Source organism: Euzebya pacifica, from assembly GCF_003344865.1.
Taxonomy (GTDB): Bacteria; Actinomycetota; Nitriliruptoria; order Euzebyales; family Euzebyaceae; genus Euzebya; species Euzebya pacifica.
On the sequence record NZ_CP031165.1, the window covers coordinates 3163459 to 3179382 of the forward strand.

Below are 15924 nucleotides of genomic sequence, written 5' to 3' on the forward strand. Positions count from 1 at the left end.
GGCGAAAATCGCCACGCATCCCCTCGACAACGACGACGGCCGGCCCCGAGGGGACCGGCCGCCGTGCAGGAGGCGTGGGACTCAGCCGACGACGATGTCACCGAAGTCGATGGTCTGTCCCCGTCGCAGGACGACGTCGCGGGACGCAACCACCTTCGACTGGCCGGCGGAGGGGCCGCCGCCGGTACGGAAGCTGACCTGGTACTGCTCCTCGGCGTTGAACGTCGGGTCGTCGAAGTAGGCCGGTCGGCTGGAGGGGTTGACGTACCAGCGGAACGTCCCGTCGTCCTCGACGTCGATGCTCCACAGCCCGGCCTCCGGCCAGTGGCTCGTGTCGATCGGGTTCTGCCCGCCCCCGAGGAACCACAGGAAGTTCTGGAAGTCCTTCTCCATCTGCACGGTGCCGGCGACGGGGTTGCCGTCGCTGTCGACCATGCGGCCGCTCAGCACGCAGTGGTAGCGGGCGTCGAGGTCGACGACCTGGCTGGTGGAGTACTCGTACTGCCGGCCCTCGATGACGCGGGAGAAGTCGCCCTGCAGGGCATCGCGGAGGCCGCCGTTGGCCGCCACCTCGTCGCGCAGCAGCCCGCGGTCGATCGGCTCGAGGCAGACGACCTCGGCCAGGAGGGTCAGCGCCTCGCGGTTCTTGGCGTACATCGCCGGGACGGTCGTGCCGTAGCCCGGGTGGAAGGAGTCGCCGGCGTGCTCGAACGTGTAGCTGATCGATGCCCAGGTGCCGTAGGTGTAGTCCGAACAGGTGCCGGTGGTGACGTAGAGGTCGATGGACTTCGTCGGCTGGTAGCCGTTGTAGAAGGTCGAGGCGATGCCGAGGCGGGCGAGCAGGACGTCGTCGGGCGCATCCGCGGCGGTGTCGCCCCAGGCCCACAGCACCAGGTCACCGGAGGTGTGGTGGGTGATCTCGGTCAGGCACTGGTAGGTCTGGTGGATCCACTGGACGTTGCGGCTCTCCGGCTCGGAGAAGGGCGCCTCGCCGCGGTAGGTGCCGCTGGTCTCGGAGTTCGACGACCCGCTGCCACCCCACTGGTAGGAGTAGTTGCGGTTGGGGTCCACGCCGTAGGCGGTCAGGCCGTCGGGGGCGTTCTGCTCGCGGGCGATGCCGCCGTCGGTCAGCTGGCGACGGTTCTTGCGCCAGTACTGGCCGAAGCCGTTGCCGGCCGCCGTGGCGGAGTTGCCGCCGAGGACAGGGATGCTGACGCCGACCTGATGGGTGCCGGCCTCGACGGGGAACTCGCGGGAGAAGTGGAAGCCGTCGACGTTGACGATCGGGACGATGACGTTGCGCACCTTGCGGACGAGGTTGGCGATCCGCTTCTGCGCGGCGTCGGCCTCTCCGGCCTCGTCGGCGCGGTAGCTCTCGACCAGGTCGTGGGCCCACATGATCGGCACCTCGCCGGCCGGCCACTCGCGGGCGTGGTGCACGCCGTCGTTGTAGAAGACCGGACGACCGTCGTTGCGGTCGACGTCGGTGCAGATCTCCAGCCCGTAGACCGTCCGCTCCTCCAGGGACTTGTAGGGCAGCTCGATCAGCTTGACCAGGCCGGGGTTGTCCGCGGCCAGCGCCGCCATGTCGGCGTTGTAGTCGTCCAGCCGGCGGTACTCCCCCGTCTCGGTCTCGCCGGGCTGCAGCCCGACCGTGCGAACCGCTGAGGATTCGGTGCGCGCCCGGTCGCGGGCGACGACGTCGTCGACGGTGATCTCGAACCGCAGGCCGGTCTGCACCAGGCGGCCGAGGTCACCGGGCCACAGGAGGAACTCGTAGGACCCGTCGCCGAACGAGCGGTGGGTGTCGTCGAGGCCATCGGCGAGGTGGGCGGTCTCGCGGGTCAACCAGACACGCGCCATGCGCAACGGTTCACCGGCGAGCAGGGCGGCGCGGTCGGTCCCTGCGCTGTCGAGGGCGCCGAGGGCGCTGGCTGGTCCGGCGAAGCCCACGCCGAGGGCGCCCGCGGCGAGGCCAGCGGTGCGGAGGAACTGGCGGCGACTTGAACGGTGCAAGGGAACGACTCCCGGTGGATCCGACGATGGGGTTGTCGGACAGTTCGACCCCCACACCTCGGATTCCTGCCCGTCCTGCAGGATCGTGCGGAGTTCAGCTGGCGGCGCGCTCCGGCCCGTGCACGTCGCCGAGGTAGATCTCCCACTCCGGCCGGACTCGTCCGACGGCCACCACCATCCAGAAGGCGGCGCGCGGGGCGAACGGCCGTCGGGCCAGCACCATCCCCGCCTCGGCCGGCGTGCGGTCGCCCTTGCGGGAGTTGCACCGCATGCACGAAGCGACCACGTTCTCCCACTCGTGCGCGCCGTTGCGGCTTCGGGGATGGACGTGGTCGATGTTCTCTGCGGGGACGCCGCAGTACTGACACGCGTGGTCGTCGCGTATGAACACCCCGCGGCGAGTCAGCGTGGCCCGCCGGCGGTACGGCACCCGTACGTATCGGCGGAGCTGGACGACCGAGGGAACGGAAAGGTCCAGGCGCTCGCTGTGGAAGACATGCACCCCTTCGTGGACCATGTCGGCCTTGCCGGTCAGCAGCAGCACGAGGGCTCGGCGGCCGCTGACGACGCAGAGGGGCTCCATCGACGCGTTGAGCACGAGGGCCTTGCCGGGTCTGCCGGAGGAGCTGGACGGCGGTGGCGACGTCGACTCCCGCGTCCCTGCGGGCGCGGGATGGGGGGCAATCAGCGCACTCAAGCGTTCACCTCCGACCAGCCGTCCCCGAGGCCCGCCCTGGCAGCGGACGATCGGTCCGGTTCCGGTCGCGGTCACACTACACCAGCGGACCGACCCCTCGAACGGTCGTCCCCGACGCCTCAGATGGCGTGGCGTGGGGCGGTGTCGATGATCTCGAAGCCGGCCATGCCGTTGATGGCCCCACCCCACACGAGCAGCAGGGCGTCGAGGGCCGCGTCACGGCTGTGCTGTTCCCCCAGGACCGTGCGGCAGTAGGCGAAGTGCTCGACCATCGCAGCGAGGACCGAGGCGACCGTTTCCGGCGGCGGCACCTTGCTGCGTCGGCCCGCCGCGTCGGTCACGAGGTCCAGCTGTTCGGTGATCCGGTCGACGAACCGCTGCCGCAGGTCCAGGTACAGCTCACCGAACTCGGCATCCTCCCTCGACGCCTGCATCCACGTCTTCATCACGGCGGCGTCGGTGGAGTAGGTGTCGAGGACGCCACCCACGATCCGCTCGACCTCTGCGCGCGGGTCCTCGCTCTCCCATGGCTGGGACACGAGGTTGATGAAGGCCGCCATGGTGTCGGTGACGAGGTCGATGAGGACCGCCGAGCGGTTCTCGTAGTAGGTGTAGAACGTCCCGTGGCTGACGCCGGCCCGTTCGGCGATGTCCTGGACCCGGGTCTCCTGCCACCCCAGCTCCGCGAACGCCTCCTGCGCGGCCACGCGCAGCTTGGCCATGGTCTTGCGGCCGCGCGGGGTCACGTGCTGGGGATCGATCACAGCATGATCCTGCCAGAGTTGACGCCCACGTCAACTCAGAGTCGTCGGGTTCACTCGCCGGGCCGGCGAACGATGCCGTGCAGATGACACGCCACCATGCGCCCCTCGACCTCCTGCAACGCGGGGGCGGGCCCCTCGCCGAAGCGAACGACGACGTCGCCGCCCTCGGTGGTCACGTCGGACACACCGGTGAAGATCGGGTGCCGGCCGGAGGACCGCAGGCCCTCGAGCAGCGTGTGCAGGTCCGGGGCGTGCCCGGCGGTGAAGCGCGCCTCGTGGCGATCGGTCCGCACCTCCGTCAGCGGGCCGGTCGCGCCGATCTCCCGCTCGAAGGTGTCGGCGTCGACCTCGGTCCACCGCTGCTCGAGGAAGTCGACGAGGTCGTCGCCCTCCCAGCCGCACGGCTCGAACGCGCGGGGGCAACGGGGATGGAACTGGCAGCCGGTCGGTGGGTTGAGCGCATCGGGGATCTCACCCGCCGGCAGGTTCTTCTCCCGGCCCTTGCGGGACGGGTCGGGCAGGGGCACCGCGCCGAGCAGCGCGTCGGTGTAGGGGTGCTGCGGGTCGTCGTAGATGGCGGCCGCGTCACCCCACTCGACCAGCTCGCCCAGGTACATGATGCCGATCTGGTCGCACACGAAGCGGCCCGACGTCAGGTCGTGGGTGATGTAGACGTAGGTCAGGCCGAGCTCGTCCTTCAGGTCCAGCATCAGCTCGAGGACCTTGGCCCGGATCGACATGTCCAGCGCCGCGACGGGTTCGTCGGCCACCACCAGCTCGGGTTCGGTGATCAGGGTGCGGGCGATGACCACCCGCTGCTTCTGGCCACCCGAGACGTCCTCGGGGTAGCTGTCGAGGTACCGCTCGGCCGGGGTCAGGCCGCATCGTTCGAGCATGGCCGCGACCTTGGTGCGGACCTCCGCCCTGCTCGAGGCAAGGCCGTGGATGCGCAGCGGATGCCCGACACCCTGCACGATGGTCATCGCGGGGTTCAACGAGGCGTTGGGATCCTGGAAGACCATCCCCATCTGCCTGCGCAGCGGGCGGAACCGGCGCTCCGACAGCTCGGCCAGGTTCTGGCCGCGCCACCACACCGCCCCGTCGGTGGCCGGGGCCAGGCCGAGGATGGTCCGTCCCAGCGTGGTCTTGCCGGACCCGCTCTCCCCCACCAGGCCGAAGATGTCGCCCTGCTTGAGGTCGAAGCTGACGTCGTTGACGGCCTTGACGACCTTGCGGTCGCCGCGACGGAAGATGTTGCCCGACGTGCCGAAGTGGGTGTGCAGGTTGCGGACCCGCAGGAGGATGCCGTCCTCGTCGGTGGTGTCGACGCCGGGCGTGGCGTCGGCGAGCATCGACGTGGTGGGGGACTCGCTGGGTGATGTTGCGCTCATCGGGCCATCTCGTGGGTCGCGTCGGCACCCGTCTCGGCGCCCGGGTACAGCAGGCAGGCTGCTCGGGTGGCGTCGCTGACGGGGGTGAGGGAGGGATCGACGGTGGTGCACGGCTCGAACCGCTGATCGCAGCGGGGCGCGAACCGGCAGCCGGTCGGGGGGTCCAGGAGGTTGGGCGGGAAGCCGTCGATGGACGCCAGCTCCACGGTGTCGGCGCTGATGACGGAGCGGAGCAGCCCCTGGGTGTAGGGGTGCTTGGGGTCGGTGAAGACCTCCTCGACGGGACCGACCTCGACGATCCGACCGGCGTACATGACCGCCACCCGATCGCATGTCTCGGCGACGATGCCGAGGTTGTGGGTGATCAGGATCAGCCCGAGGTCCTCCTCGCGTCGCAGCCGGTCGAGCAGGTCGAGGATCTGTGCCTCGACGATGACGTCCAGCGCCGTCGTCGGCTCGTCGGCGATGACGAGGTAGGGCCGCATCACGATGCCCAGGGCGATCATGATGCGCTGCCGCATGCCGCCGGAGAACTCGTGGGGGTAGTTGTCGGCGCGGGTCGGCGGGATGCCCATCTGCATCAACGCCTCGCGGGCCATCGCCCGGGCCTCGTCCTTCTTGGTCTTCGGACGATGTGCCCGGATGGCCTCCACGAAGTGGTCGCTGACCCGCATGAGCGGATCCAGGCGGGTCATCGGCTCCTGGAAGACCAGCGCCATGTCCTCGCCGCGGATCTTGCGGAGTCGGCGGGCGTTGATGCCGACGAGCTCCTCGCCCTGCAGGGTGACCGAGCCCGACATCTCCGCACCGGGTGGCAGCAGCTGCATCAGCGCCTTGCCCATCGTGGACTTGCCGCAGCCGGACTCGCCGACCAGGCCGACGGACTCGCCGGCGGCGACGTCGATGGACACGCCGTCGACGGCATGCAGCATGCCGGTCGGGGTGGCGTAGGCGACCCGCAGGTCGCGGACGGACAGGACTGGTGTTGCAGATCGGTTCTGGTCGGTCATCGGACGTCTCCCTCGGCCAGCACGGTCGACTCGGCGTCGAGCGGCTGCTCGCGACGGTCGCCGGCGGCCTTCATGGCGGCTCGGGCACCCTTGACCTTGCCCTTGAAGCCCTTGACGCGGAGCAGTGGGTTGACGATGTCGTTGAGGCCCTCGCCGATCAGCGACAGCCCGGTGACGAGCAGCGTGATCGCCACACCGGGCCAGAACGCGGTCCACCAGAACCCACCGACGGAGTCGGCCAGCCCGAGGTTGACGTCGAGGCCCCATTCGGCGGTGGGGAACTTGATGCCGTAGCCGAGGAAGCCCAGCGCGGCGAGTGTCAGCACCGCATCGGCGGCGTTGAGGGTGAACAGCACCGGGATGGAGGAGACGACGTTGAAGAAGATGTAGCGGAAGACCACGGTGCGGCGCTTGGCACCCAACGACCGCGCTGCCTCGACGTAGGGCTCCTCCTTGACCGACAACGTGTGGTTGCGGATGACCCGGAAGTACTGCGGGATGTAGACGGTGCCGACCGAGATCGCCGCCGGCACGAAGGGGGCGTCGATGCCCCATTGCTCCAGCCGCAATCGCAAGGCGAAGGCGATCAGGATGGCCAGCAGCAGCGAGGGGAACGCGTAGATCGTGTCCATGATCAGCACGAGGACCCGGTCGAGCCGCCCGCCGATGTAGCCGCTGAACAGGCCGAGCGGCACGCCGATCAGCATCGCGAACGCCGTGGAGAACGCGACGACGAGGAACGCGATGCGGGCGCCGAGGATGACGCGGCTGAGGACGTCGAACCGGGTGTCGGTGGTGCCGAACGGATACTCGGCGCTGGGGGCCACGCGTGCCGGGATCTGGGCGTCAGCAGGCGCGCCGATGCAGGTGCCGGTTGCGCCCACCGACGGGTCGAAGAACTCGTCGGGGCAGTACTGGCTCTCCCCGAAGGGGGCCACGCTGTCGGCGAACACGGCCATGACGAGGAAGACCAGCGTGATGACGGTGCCCGCGATGACCAGGTAGCGGGCGCCGGGGTTGGCACGCCGCCATGGTCGCAGCGCGTGCTCGATGCGGGCCCTGATCCCGCTGCGGGGGGCCTTCGGGGCGGCCTCGTCGTCCACGGGGCCGTCGGTCGGGTTGCGGTCGATCGGCGTGTTGTCGGTCGCAGCCATGTCAGTACCTCACCCGCGGGTCGATGAGTCCGTTGAGGATGTCGATCAGCAGCGAGGTGACGGTGATCAGCATCGCGATCACCGTGACGAGCACCTGCACGCCCACGTAGTCACGGGCGTTGATGAAGTCCACCAGCTTGCTGCCGATGCCGGGCCAGGAGAACGTCGTCTCGGTCAGGATGGCGCCGCCGAGCAGCAGCGCGAACTGCAGGCCCATGATCGTGATCACCGGGACCAGGGCGTTCTTGAAGGCGTGGCGGAACAGCACGGGACGTTCGTGGACACCGCGCGCGTGGGCGGACTCGACGTAGTCGGCCCGCAGCGTCTGCAGCATGTTCACGCGGACGAGCCGGATGAAGATGCCCGAGATCACGAGGCCGAGCGTGGCGCCGGGAAGGATCAGGTGCTCGAGGGCGGTGAGGGCGAACTCGGTGTTGCCGGCCAGGATCCCGTCGAGGACGTAGAACCCGGTCGGCCCGTTGACCGGGACGATGCGCCCGCTTATCCGGTTGCCGGTGGGCAACCATTTCAGCCACACCGAGAAGATCAGCTGCGCCTGGATGCCCAGCCAGAACACCGGCAGGGAGAAGCTGACGATACCGAACAGCCGCGCGCCCCCGTCGAGCGGGGTGTCCCTGAATCTCGCCGACAACGCGCCCAGCACGATGCCGAGCGGTATGGCGATCAGCATCGCGACGATCGTCAGCTCGAACGTGGCCGGCAGGACGTCGCCGAGCAGCTCGCTGGTGCTGCGCGGGTCGGTCAGCGGCTGGCCGAAGTCACCCCTTGCGAGGTCGGTGATGTACTCCACGTACTGCACCGTGATGGGCCGGTCGACACCGGCGGCCTGCCTCGCCTGCTCGATGCGTTCCTCGCTGGCCCGACCGGCCAGCGACGCGGTGACGATGTCACCGGGAAGGATGCGCAGGAGGATGAACAGGACCGTCAGCAGCAGCAGCAGGAACACGGGCGCGAGGGCCACGCGTACCGCGATGTACTTGCCGAGGCTGGATCCCGAGGTCTTCGTTGACATGGGCGTGTCCTCGTGGGGGTGGTCGGCACGTCCTGGGTGGAACGGGCCAGCAGACGGAACATCGTACGGGACCGAAAACACCGGCAGCCGGGCTCCGAGGAGCCCGGCTGCGGGCGTTCAGGTGAGCTGGCTGGCTACTAGCTCAGGGAGAGCACGTAGAACCAGGTCTGCTGCGCGGCACCGAGGGTGTCCTCGACGCCCTGCACGCGCTCGTTGAAGTAGGCCTCCTGGCCCTCGGAGTACAGCGGGATGAACGGCATGTCGGTCGCCGCCAGCTGCTGGATCTCGTCGAAGATCTCGGCGCGCTCCGGGGTACCCGGCTCGGCCTCCTGCTCCGCGGTGATCAGCGAGTCCATCTCCTCGGAACCGTAGAAGCCGATGAAGGTCTTCTCGGAGTGGTAGAAGGGCTCGATGTAGTCGTCGGGGTCCAGGTAGTCGGGGTACCAGCCGAGCAGGTAGATCGGGTAGGCACCGTCGTTGAGGTGGGTGGAGTACTCCGTGGCCCACTCGGAGGTGTTGGTGGTCACGTTGAACAGGCCGGACTCGTTGAGCGAGCGGCTGATGATCTCGGCCACCTCGGCCTGGTTGGTGTAGCGGTCCGCCGGGTACCACAGCTCGAACTCGATCGGGCTGTCGGTGGACAGCTCGACCTCGATGTCGGAGATGTGGTCAGCCGACACGTCGAAGTTCTCGGGGATCATCGAGAACAGCGGGGACGCCTGGCCCTCGAAGGCCTCGTCGACGATGCGCTGACGGTCGATGGTGGCAGCGACGGCGCGGCGGACTGCCGGGTCGTCGAACGGCGGCTGGGTCACGTCGACCACCATGTAGGACGTACGACCACCGGCGTCGGTCAGGATCTCGATGCCCTCTTCGCCCTCGAGGGAGGACGTCTCGGTCGGGTCGAGGTCGTTGACGGCCATGTCGATCTCACCGGCAGCCAGGGCGTTGCGCATCTGGGTGGTGGACTCGTAGAACACGATGCGGACCGTGTCGATGGCGGGGGCCTCGCCCCAGTAGTCCTCGAAGCGCTCCAGCGTCATGGAGACGCCGGGCTGGTAGTCGGTCATCTGGTAGGGACCGGTGCCCACGATCTGGTCGGAGACGATGTAGGACTCGGCCTCGTCCAGCAGGGTCTCGGCGCCGGCGTCGTCGTCGGAGGGGGCCTCCAGCTTGGCGTCCGGTGCGGTGTAGACGTCGGAGTCGCTCGGCAGGACCGTGGCCACGGTGTAGTTCAGGCGGGCCAGGAAGGTCGAGTTCGGCTCGGAGATCGTGATGACGACGGTGGAGTCGTCGGGTGCCTCGATGGAGGTGATGGAGCCGATCAGGAACGACGCACCGTCGGGGTGCGCGATGTTCAGGGAGCGGTTGATCGACCAGACGACGTCCTCGGAGGTCATCTCGCTGCCGTCCTGGAAGACGACGCCCTCACGGAGGTTGAAGGTGTAGGTCAGGCCGTCCTCGGAGATGTCGTAGGACTCGGCCAGGCCGGGCCCGATCTCGTTGGTCTCCGCGGAGAACTCCACCAGCCGGTTGGTGGTGTTGAACAGGATGTCGGAGGCCAGCTTCTCGTAGACGTCGGCCGGGTCGATGGTCGAGGGCTGTTCGGTGGTCCCGAACACCAGGGTGTTGTCACCCGTGGGCTCGCCTTCGGCCGCGTCGTCCTCGGTCTCGGTCGGCTCGTCGGCCGGCTCTTCCTCGGTGTCCTCGGCGTCCGCCTCGTCGGCGGGCTCCTCGGCGTCGGTCTCCTCGGCTTCGGACGCGGTGTCGTCAGCGGTGTCCTCAGTGGACGACTCGCCGCCGCCACAGGCCGCTGCCGCGAGCGCCAGGACGGCGATGATCGCCAGCATACGCAACCATGATGCGCGCATGGGTGTTCCTCCCTTGGGTTGGAATGGGGGTGGCCAGCCGCTCGCTTCTGGTCGTACGAACGAGCGGCGTGGTCGGGGTGTGATCCGTTCGGACCACGAGCGCGGCTGAGTCTAGTCCAACGTACGACCGTTGTCGTACGACTCTCACAGGACCGATTGCGCGCCCTCGGTACTGGGTGTTCGTGACGAGTCGACCATGTTCCTGCACGGCCTGCGCGGGAAGTTGACCATCGCCCGACGCCCGGGACCGTGGCAGGGTTGTGAGGAGCGCAGGTCACGGAATGACGCAGGTGACCGCACACATCCACAGGCGAGGAGAGCACGGGACGTGTCAGCAGGACCAGCGGCGCCGGCGGTCGAGGCCGTCGCGGACATCTACAACCGCATCGAGCAGGGCGTCAGCAGCGTCGTGCAGGGCAAGCCACAGGTGATCCGGCTGGCCCTGATCGCGCTGCTCGCGGAGGGGCACCTGCTGGTCGAGGACGTGCCCGGCGTCGGCAAGACCATGCTGGCGAAGTCCATCGCCCGATCGATCGCCTGCTCGGTCCGACGGGTCCAGTTCACCCCCGACCTGCTGCCCAGCGACATCACGGGCACCACCGTCTACAACGCCGAGACCCACGACTGGGAGTTCAAGCCCGGTGCGGTGTTCGCCAACATCGTCCTCGGCGACGAGATCAACCGTGCCGGCCCGAAGACCCAGTCGGCGCTGCTGGAGGCGATGGAGGAGCACACCGTCACCGTGGACGGCACGACCCACTCCCTTGCGGTCCCCTTCATGGTCGTGGCCACGCAGAACCCGATCGAGCTCGACGGCACCTATGCGCTGCCCGAGGCGCAGCGCGACCGCTTCATGATGCGCGTCACCATCGGCTACCCCTCCTCCGACGCCGAGCTGCAGATCCTCAACACCCATGGCGCAGGTGATGCGGCCACGACCCTGCAGCCGGTCGCCACGGCCCAGGAGATCGCGGGCCTCATCGACGTCGTCAAGCACCTCCATGCCGCCGACGCCCTCAAGGAGTACGTCGTCGGCATCGTGCGGGCGACCCGTGAGCACCCCGCGGTGGAGCTCGGCTGCTCCCCCCGCGCGGGCCTGGCGCTCCTGCGGGCCGGCCGTGCCGCCGCCGCCTGCCTCGGCCGCGACTACGTCGTCCCCGACGACGTGAAGGCGCTGGCCCCGCACGTGCTGTCGCACCGCCTGATCCTCACCCCCGACGCCCGCATGGCCGAGGTCACCCCCGAGTCCGTCATCGCCGACGTGCTCGGCCAGGTGCCGATCCCTCGTCGATGACCGCCTCGACGCCCTGCCGCTCCGGGATCCCCCGATGCTGACGGGCCGCGGGGTGTCGGTCGCCCTTGCGGCGGTGCTCACCTGGCTCATCGGCCGGATGCTGGGCATCGCGGAGCTGTACGCCGTCGCCGTGGCCTGCGGGGCCGTGCTCGGCCTCGGCGTGCTCTACGTGCGGCAGACCACCTCGTCGGTGGCCGCGCGTCGGCTGGTCGAGACCGACCGCGTCGTCGCCGGGGGCGAGGTGCACGCCTCCCTGGAGCTCCGCAACGACGGGCGGGTCCCCACCCCGACCCTGCTGGTCAGCGAACAGCTGCCGGAGTCGCTCTGGGCTGCCGAGCAAGCCCTGCCGGGCGAGGCCCGCTTCGTCATCGGTGGGCTCGGCCCGGGCCGGGTCGCGACGGCGCCGTACCGCGCACGGGCCGATGCCCGTGGACGTCAGCAGCTGGGTCCCGTCACCGTCCGCATCCGCGATCCGTTCGGGGTCGCCGAGCGCATCCGCCGCTACACCGCCGTGCAGGACGTGCTGGTGTACCCGCGGATCGAACGCCTCCCCGACCAGCAGGTCTCGGGGACCCACATGGGGTCGGGCTCCAGCGACAGCCGGCGGGTGTTCGCGACGGGCGACGAGTTCTACACGATGCGGGAGTACGTCCGAGGCGACGACCTCCGCATGGTCCACTGGCCGTCCACCGCCCACCGGCAGACGATGATGGTGCGGCAGATGGAGCAGCCGTGGCAGGCGCACGCCACGCTGCACCTCGACACCCGCCGGTCCAGCCACACCGACGGCCCCGACGGCACCCTCGAACACGCCGTGTCCATCGCCGCGTCGCTGGTCTACCACCTGGCCGACCGCGGGTATGCGATCCGCCTGGTCACCGACACCGACACCGGCCGGGGCGGACCACAACCCTGGGCGCAGAGCCTGGACCGCCTCGCCCTGCTCGAGCCGTCCGACAACACGGGCATGGGGCCCTCGGTGGCCGCGACCCGTGGCGGCGAGGGCCTGTTCGTCTCCGTCGTCGGCGTGCCCGACGGACGCGAGGACCCAGCTCACCATCCCGACATGCGAGCCCTGTTCGGCGTCCGCGGCTTCGGGCAGCGGCTGGTCTTCGTCACCGGCCCGCGCGCCGACGACCCACGGGCGGTCCGGGCCGTGCAGCTGCTGGCAGCCGCCGGGTGGCAAGCCACCCTGATGACACCGGGCACACCGCTGGCCCCGCGCTGGGTCGAGCTGATGACCCCGCGGTCGCGCCACGGCGCGCGGGCAGGGGCTGCCGGATGAGCACCCCGACCCTGCGACGTCCCGCCTCGACCGCCCGGCCACCGTCCCTGCCGGACCCCTTCCCCACGCCCGGTCCGGCCGAGCACCGTCCGGTGTCGTCACGCCCCGCGGTGTCCGATGACCTGCTGAGCCTCGGCCTGGCGCTGCTCGTGCTGGCCGCCCTCCTGCCCATGCGACGGGTCTTCATCGGCACCGAATGGGTGCGGCCCGTCATCGGCAGCGCCGTCCTTGCGCTCGGTATCGGCTGGGGGTCGCGTCGGCTGCGTGTCGGTCCGGTCACCCACCTTGCGATGTCAATCATCGGCCTGCTGGTCTTCGTGACGATCGCGTTCCTTCCTGCGACCGCAGCCGCGGGCCTGCTGCCGACGCTGCGCACCCTCGACGCGCTGCGTGACCTGTTCCTCTACGGCCTGGAGCTCGTGACGCTCCGCCCCTCCCCCACCTTCGCCGAAGCCGGCCTGCTGCTGCTCGCCGTGGCCGGTGTGTGGATCATCGCCTACCTCGCCGACGGCATGATGTTCGTGCTGCGGTCGCCGTTGGCGGCCATCACCGCCGCCCTTGTCCTGTGGTGCGTGCCGCTTGCGGTCGCGCCCGGCGGCGAGTCCATCGTCGTGCCGGGACTGGCGATGCTCGGCGCCGCCGGACTGCTGCTGCTGCTCGGCAACGCCAACGCCACCGGCACGTGGGGCAAGGCCGTGGTCGCCGGCACCTCCTCGGCCCGGACCGGCCCGGTCCCGCCGATGGGCTGGGCGATGCTCACCGCAGCCGCGGTCTGCGGGGTGCTGCTGGCCGGGGCCCTGCCCGGATTCCAGGAACGGCCCGTCTACAACGTGCGCGGTGGCAGCGGCACGACGATCACGACGAACCCGATCGTCAACATCCGCGACCGCCTGGTGGCAACCAACACGGGACCGGTGCTGCGCGTCGACACCGACCGGCCCGTCTACATGCGAACCACCGCCCTCGACACGTTCAACGAACGCGAGGAATGGGGCATCGACGGCACGATCGGTGGCAGCAACGTCCGCGGCCCCGTGGCCGACCCGCCGTCCATCCCCACCGAGACGGTGCAGGTCGAGGTCCTGGTCGAGGGGATCGAGACCGGAGCGATCCTGGCCCCGACCCCGTACCTGACGACGGAGGTCGCGGGGTCGCGCGCCAGCGACATGCGCTACGACGCCGACCTGGCGACGCTCACCGTGCCCGGCGACGCACCGCTGGTCCGGGGTGACCGCTACCGCGTCACCGCATCGTTGCCCCAGCCCGATGCCGAGGTCCTCCGGGCCGTGCAGCCCGATCCGGCCAGCCCCCACACCGAGCTGCCGGCCAACGTGCCCCAGCTGGTCAACGACCTCGCACAGCAGATCGTGACCTCGGCAGGCGCGACCACGATGTTCGACCGCGCCCTGGCCATCCAGGACCACCTACGGACGTGGAGCTACTCCACCCAGCCGCAGCTGGGCAGCGGCAGCACGTTCATCGAGCGCTTCATCAACGGCCAGCAGGGCTACTGCGAGCAGTTCGCCGGGACGATGGCGGTGATGCTGCGCACCATGGGCATCCCCAGCCGCCTGGCCGTCGGCTACACCCCGGGCACCCAGGGCGCCGACGGCTCGTGGGAGGTCACCAACGCCAACGCCCACGCGTGGGTCGAGGTCGACTTCGGCGAGCTGGGCTGGGTGGCGTTCGAGCCCACTCCCCGCACCGACGGCAACGTCCTGGTCCCCGACGGCGAATCGGTCGTCCCCACCCGCACCGTGGCGATGGCGCAGGCCGAGGGCGACGGTGTCCCCGACCCGGTCGGCCCCGGCGAGCTGCCGCAGTCCCGCCAGACCGAGGATCCGCTGACCGGAGAGGACCCGCTGGTCCCGCTCGGCAGCGAGGCTCCCGCCGGAAACGGCTCGGGCTCCGCGTCGGGCACCGACGACGGTGGCGTCCCGTGGCTCCTCGTCCTGCTGGCCCTCGCCGGTGTGGGCGCGGTGGCGCTGGTCGGGGCCAGGGGCCGGATGACCCCGGACCGTCCACCCGAGGAGCGGATCGAACGTGCTCGTCTTCGCGCCGAACGGGTCGGGGCTGCGGTGGGGCGGGCCCGCCGCACCGGCGAGACCGACGCGGAGTACTTCGTGCGTCTGTCCGACGGCCACCCCTCCGGGACGGCACTGGCCGGTCCGTCGACCCGGGCGGACTTCGCCCCGGCCGTGACGGTGGCCGACGCCCGGACCGCCGAGAGCGCGGCGGGCACCATCAGGTCCCGGCTGATGGGTCGGGCCAGCCGGACCGCCAGGGCCCGGCTGGCCATCCGCGAGGCGCTCAGCCGTTGAGGACCCGCATCGCCCCCTCGGGGTAGCGGCCACCGGCGGCCGCACCGAGCGGGGCGATCCGGTCGAGGGCGGCGAGGTCGCCACCGGTCAGCTGCACGTCGAGTGCGGCGACGTTCTCGCTGACCCGCTCGGGCCGGGTCGTGCCCGGGATGGCCACGATGTCCTCGCCCTGGGCCGCGACCCACGCCAGCGCCAGCTGCGCCGGGGTGACGCCCTTCTCCTCGGCGAGCGCCGTGACCGCCTTCACGAGGTCGAGGTTGTGCTGAAGGTTGTCTCCCTGGAACCGGGGGTTGGTCCGGCGCCAGTCGCCCTCGGCGAGGTCGTCCACGGCGGTGATGGTGCCGGTCAGCATGCCGCGTCCCAGGGGGCTGTAGGCGACGAGGCCGATGCCCAGCTCCCTGATGGCCGGGAGGATGTCGGCCTCGATGTCACGCGTCCACAGGGAGTACTCGGTCTGCAGCGCGGTGATCGGATGGACGGCGTGGGCCCGTCGGATGGTGTCGGCGGACGCCTCCGACAGCCCGAGGTGGCGGACCTTGCCGGCGGTGACCAGCTCGGCCATGGCGCCGACGGTCTCCTCGATGGGCACCAGCGGGTCGACGCGGTGGAGGTAGTACAGGTCGATGACGTCGGTGCCGAGCCGGGAGAGGGAGGCGTCGCACGCCCGCCCGACGTACTCGGGACGGCCGTCGGGGCTGCGGCCCTCGACCTCCAGTGAGTAGGCGCCGAACTTGGTGGCGAGCTCCACCTCGTGGCGGTGGTCGACCAGCCAGCCCGACAGCAGCTCCTCGTTGGTGCGGGGCCCGTAGATGTCTGCGGTGTCCAGCAGCGTGATGCCCTCCTCGAGGGCACGGTCGAGGGTGCGGAGGCTGCGGTCGTGGTCGGCCCCTGCATAGGCGAAGGTCATGCCCATGCAGCCGAGGCCGAGGGCGGAGGTGGACATGGTGGACAGCGTGGTTCGGTGCATGGCGGGCAGTCTGGCCGTCGGGTGGTCCGCCATCCATGCCGGTCGCGTCGGATCGATGCGCCGGACGCATCGATCGTCCGGCGCATCTCGCCGGCCGGCACCTCGAGTCGGCTGGCGTAGG

At 70.2% G+C, this 15924-nt stretch carries 12 protein-coding genes; 3 read left to right on the plus strand and 9 right to left on the minus strand.

All coding sequences use genetic code 11. From position 1 onward, the window contains the following. Window positions 1-81: 81 nt before the first annotated feature. The 8 genes from DVS28_RS13485 to DVS28_RS13520 all read right to left on the minus strand — a co-directional run bounded on the left by DVS28_RS13485 (window position 82) and on the right by DVS28_RS13520 (window position 9915). The gene (locus DVS28_RS13485; RefSeq protein ID WP_164710499.1) at window positions 82-2016 is read right to left on the minus strand and encodes a M14 family zinc carboxypeptidase; all 1935 of its coding nucleotides are present in this window, start codon (window positions 2014-2016) and stop codon (window positions 82-84) included. 94 nt (window positions 2017-2110) lie between these two features. Further along, window positions 2111-2599 (minus strand): HNH endonuclease, encoded by a 489-nt coding sequence (locus DVS28_RS13490; protein ID WP_114594175.1) that lies wholly within the window; start codon window positions 2597-2599, stop codon window positions 2111-2113. A 233-nt stretch (window positions 2600-2832) separates the two neighbouring features. Then, entirely contained in the window at window positions 2833-3477 is a 645-nt protein-coding gene (locus DVS28_RS13495) for a TetR/AcrR family transcriptional regulator (protein WP_114591909.1), read from the minus strand. Window positions 3478-3527: 50 nt separating this feature from the next. Next, window positions 3528-4868: an ABC transporter ATP-binding protein gene (locus DVS28_RS13500; protein WP_216826021.1), complete on the minus strand. Its 1341-nt coding sequence runs from the start codon at window positions 4866-4868 to the stop codon at window positions 3528-3530. Then, window positions 4865-5878 (minus strand): ABC transporter ATP-binding protein, encoded by a 1014-nt coding sequence (locus DVS28_RS13505; RefSeq protein ID WP_114591911.1) that lies wholly within the window; start codon window positions 5876-5878, stop codon window positions 4865-4867. The genes DVS28_RS13500 and DVS28_RS13505 overlap by 4 nt, the downstream gene beginning before the upstream one ends. Continuing rightward, the gene (locus DVS28_RS13510; RefSeq protein WP_114591912.1) at window positions 5875-7032 is read right to left on the minus strand and encodes an ABC transporter permease; all 1158 of its coding nucleotides are present in this window, start codon (window positions 7030-7032) and stop codon (window positions 5875-5877) included. The genes DVS28_RS13505 and DVS28_RS13510 overlap by 4 nt, the downstream gene beginning before the upstream one ends. Window position 7033: 1 nt before the next feature. Further along, on the minus strand, window positions 7034-8065 hold the full coding sequence (locus DVS28_RS13515; protein ID WP_114591913.1) for an ABC transporter permease: 1032 nt from the start codon (window positions 8063-8065) through the stop codon (window positions 7034-7036). A 137-nt stretch (window positions 8066-8202) separates the two neighbouring features. Then, window positions 8203-9915 (minus strand): ABC transporter substrate-binding protein, encoded by a 1713-nt coding sequence (locus tag DVS28_RS13520; RefSeq protein WP_114591914.1) that lies wholly within the window; start codon window positions 9913-9915, stop codon window positions 8203-8205. A 349-nt stretch (window positions 9916-10264) separates the two neighbouring features. Between DVS28_RS13520 and DVS28_RS13525 the strand changes: the two genes are divergently transcribed. From DVS28_RS13525 to DVS28_RS13535, 3 genes are read left to right on the plus strand one after another with little or no spacing between them, the layout of a single operon-like run. Next, on the plus strand, window positions 10265-11230 hold the full coding sequence (locus tag DVS28_RS13525) for an AAA family ATPase (RefSeq protein ID WP_216826022.1): 966 nt from the start codon (window positions 10265-10267) through the stop codon (window positions 11228-11230). Window positions 11231-11264: 34 nt separating this feature from the next. Continuing rightward, window positions 11265-12515 (plus strand): DUF58 domain-containing protein, encoded by a 1251-nt coding sequence (locus DVS28_RS13530; protein WP_114591916.1) that lies wholly within the window; start codon window positions 11265-11267, stop codon window positions 12513-12515. Next, window positions 12512-14836 (plus strand): transglutaminase TgpA family protein, encoded by a 2325-nt coding sequence (locus DVS28_RS13535; RefSeq protein ID WP_114591917.1) that lies wholly within the window; start codon window positions 12512-12514, stop codon window positions 14834-14836. Before DVS28_RS13530 ends, DVS28_RS13535 begins: the two co-directional genes overlap by 4 nt. On the opposite strand, the gene DVS28_RS13540 is transcribed toward DVS28_RS13535, so the two are convergent. Next, the gene (locus DVS28_RS13540) at window positions 14826-15803 is read right to left on the minus strand and encodes an aldo/keto reductase (RefSeq protein WP_114591918.1); all 978 of its coding nucleotides are present in this window, start codon (window positions 15801-15803) and stop codon (window positions 14826-14828) included. The genes DVS28_RS13535 and DVS28_RS13540 overlap by 11 nt on opposite strands. Between the last annotated feature and the right edge of the window lie 121 nt (window positions 15804-15924).

What these genes read in the sequence shown, in the direction of transcription:
- DVS28_RS13540 (WP_114591918.1), bottom strand. Translation starts at nt 15,803, where the DNA reads ATGCACCGAACCACGCTGTCCACCATGTCCACCTCCGCCCTCGGCCTC.
- DVS28_RS13530 (WP_114591916.1), top strand. Translation starts at nt 11,265, where the DNA reads ATGCTGACGGGCCGCGGGGTGTCGGTCGCCCTTGCGGCGGTGCTCACC.
- DVS28_RS13505 (WP_114591911.1), bottom strand. Translation starts at nt 5,878, where the DNA reads ATGACCGACCAGAACCGATCTGCAACACCAGTCCTGTCCGTCCGCGAC.
- DVS28_RS13490 (WP_114594175.1), bottom strand. Translation starts at nt 2,599, where the DNA reads ATGGAGCCCCTCTGCGTCGTCAGCGGCCGCCGAGCCCTCGTGCTGCTG.
- DVS28_RS13535 (WP_114591917.1), top strand. Translation starts at nt 12,512, where the DNA reads ATGAGCACCCCGACCCTGCGACGTCCCGCCTCGACCGCCCGGCCACCG.
- DVS28_RS13510 (WP_114591912.1), bottom strand. Translation starts at nt 7,032, where the DNA reads ATGGCTGCGACCGACAACACGCCGATCGACCGCAACCCGACCGACGGC.
- DVS28_RS13500 (WP_216826021.1), bottom strand. Translation starts at nt 4,868, where the DNA reads ATGAGCGCAACATCACCCAGCGAGTCCCCCACCACGTCGATGCTCGCC.
- DVS28_RS13515 (WP_114591913.1), bottom strand. Translation starts at nt 8,065, where the DNA reads ATGTCAACGAAGACCTCGGGATCCAGCCTCGGCAAGTACATCGCGGTA.
- DVS28_RS13520 (WP_114591914.1), bottom strand. Translation starts at nt 9,915, where the DNA reads ATGCTGGCGATCATCGCCGTCCTGGCGCTCGCGGCAGCGGCCTGTGGC.